The organism is Diplocloster agilis, from assembly GCF_019042275.1.
Lineage (GTDB): Bacteria > Bacillota > Clostridia > Lachnospirales > Lachnospiraceae > Diplocloster > Diplocloster agilis.
The window spans coordinates 1-201 of sequence record NZ_JAHQCW010000127.1 but is presented as its reverse complement, the minus strand read 5'-3'; the positions used below and the strand labels follow the sequence as shown (position 1 = coordinate 201).

At 52.7% G+C, this 201-nt stretch carries 1 rRNA gene; it reads left to right on the top strand.

Annotated elements, in window-relative coordinates:
* A 23S ribosomal RNA gene (locus tag KTH89_RS24820) occupies nucleotides 1-201 on the top strand; the annotation flags it as partial.

The following is a 201-nucleotide window of genomic DNA, read 5'->3' as shown; positions in this document are numbered from 1 at the left end:
ACCCTGTGTTTACAAACTGTGGAAGCACATTATTGGTGCAACCGCGTACTTTTTGTAGAACGGTCCGGCGAGTTACGTCGGCTGGCGAGGTTAAGGACGCAAAGTCCGGAGCCGAAGGGAAACCAAGTCTTAATAGGGCCAGAGTCAGTCAACGTAGACCCGAAACCGGGTGATCTACCCATGTCCAGGTTGAAGTTGCCG